Annotated in this window: 1 protein-coding gene and 1 pseudogene; one reads left to right on the top strand and one right to left on the bottom strand. The window is 64.4% G+C overall.

The window, feature by feature from the left end:
- Nucleotides 1-1,471, top strand: a 1,471-nt coding sequence (locus tag OP495_RS17570; RefSeq protein WP_280571054.1) for an SbcC/MukB-like Walker B domain-containing protein, incomplete at its 5' end; no start/stop codon positions are given.
- A gap of 74 nt (nucleotides 1,472-1,545) precedes the next feature.
- Here the strand turns inward: OP495_RS17570 and OP495_RS17565 are convergent.
- A pseudogene (locus OP495_RS17565) lies at nucleotides 1,546-1,731 on the bottom strand (hypothetical protein); the annotation flags it as partial.

Raw genomic sequence — 1,731 nt, 5'->3', positions numbered from 1 at the left:
GGACGCTGCGGATGCCGATAAGCGCCACCAAGAGGCGCACCAGGCACTCGACGAACATCCGCTATACACCGAGCTAGCTACCATCGATCATGACCGGCGTGATGCCTGGCTGACCGAGCAACGCCAGACAAGCGACGCCCAGCGCGCGCAACATGAAAAGACGCTTCAGGCCCTTGCTCACGCCGAGGCCGAACTGGCACCGCTCGACGAGGCATTGCGCCAAAGCGAGCTAACGCTTGCCCAGCTCGATGCCCAGCGCACCAGTCTCGACAAGGAACTCGAAGAACTCGATGAGCGTCTGCCTCAGCTACGCCGTGAGCGCGACGACATCGCCGCCCGGCTCAAGGACCTGCTCGGCGAGCATGCGTCGCCGGATGCCTGGCAGCAGCAGCTCGATACGCATCAGGCCGCCGCGCGCCAGGCCCTGGATACGGCGCTTGCCCAATGCCATGACAGTGAACGGGAAACCCAGCGGCTCGCCCAGCAATCGCACTACGAGGCCGAGCAACTCGCCAGGCTCAAGCAGGAAATCGACACCCTCACTCGTGAGCTGCATGCCTGGCGCCAAGCGCATCCCGATCTGGACGACGCCACCCTGCAGCGACTACTGGCCGAAACCGACGACGCCGCCGATCGTCGAGAACGGGAATTGACCCAGGCCGAGCAGGCCCGTCAGCAGACCGCTGCCGCCCTCGCCGAGCGCCGCCAGGCCCTCATCGATCATCGCCGCGAGCAGGCGTTGACCGAGCACGACGCTAACGCAGACACCCTCTTGAGCGAGACGGTCGACGCCCGGATCGACCAGCGCCGAGAGGCGTTAGAAACCGCGCGTGACGCTTTGGCGCCCCGGCTCGACGCCGCCCAAACGCAGCGCGATGATGCCCTGCACACACTGCGCGACGACGACCGCAAGCGTCAGCGCCAGCGCGAGGGACAAGCCGAACTCGATGCCGCGCGCACCGAGTACCGTCGCTGGGGCTGCATCAGTGAGTTGATCGGCTCCGCCGACGGCAAGGTCTTCCGACGCATCGCGCAGGCTTACAATCTGGAGCAACTGCTGGAGCACGCCAACGCGCACCTGACGGGGCTTAGCCGCCGTTACAAGCTGATTCGTGGCGGCAGCGAGCTGGGCCTGCTGGTGGAGGACCGCGACATGGGCGACGAGCACCGCTCGGTGCATTCGCTTTCCGGTGGCGAAACCTTCCTCGTCTCGCTGGCGCTGGCGTTGGGGCTCGCTTCAATGGCTTCCGGCGAACTCGTCATCGAATCACTGTTCATCGACGAAGGCTTCGGCAGCCTCGACCCGCAATCCCTGGCGCTCGCCATGGACGCCCTCGACGGCCTGCAAGCGCTAGGGCGCCGCGTCGGCGTGATCTCGCATGTACAGGAAATGCACGAACGCATCCCGGTGCAGATCCAGGTCGAACCGTTGGGTAATGGCACCAGTCGAGCGCGGTTGGTGAGCACCTAGTGAATATGAGCCTCTAGGAAATATGAGCTTCCAGGAAATACAGGACGGCCGCTTCCGCCGTCCTCGACTCGGCATCATAACGCCCGAAGCCGCAACCAGAGGCGGCCGATACCGACGGAACTGGCAAACAACATGATCCCGATAGCGATGGAGAGGCCGCCACGCCAGAGCCTTTCAGGGCTGACAGTACCCAGCGTTTCCAGCCGCGCATAATGCGTTCCCAGCGTGTTCAGCCCTGCTGCTAGATAACCGATACCAAT

The organism is Chromohalobacter sp. 296-RDG (assembly GCF_029889885.1).
Classification (GTDB): Bacteria; Pseudomonadota; Gammaproteobacteria; order Pseudomonadales; family Halomonadaceae; genus Chromohalobacter.
This window is presented reverse-complemented; position numbering and strand designations above follow the sequence as displayed.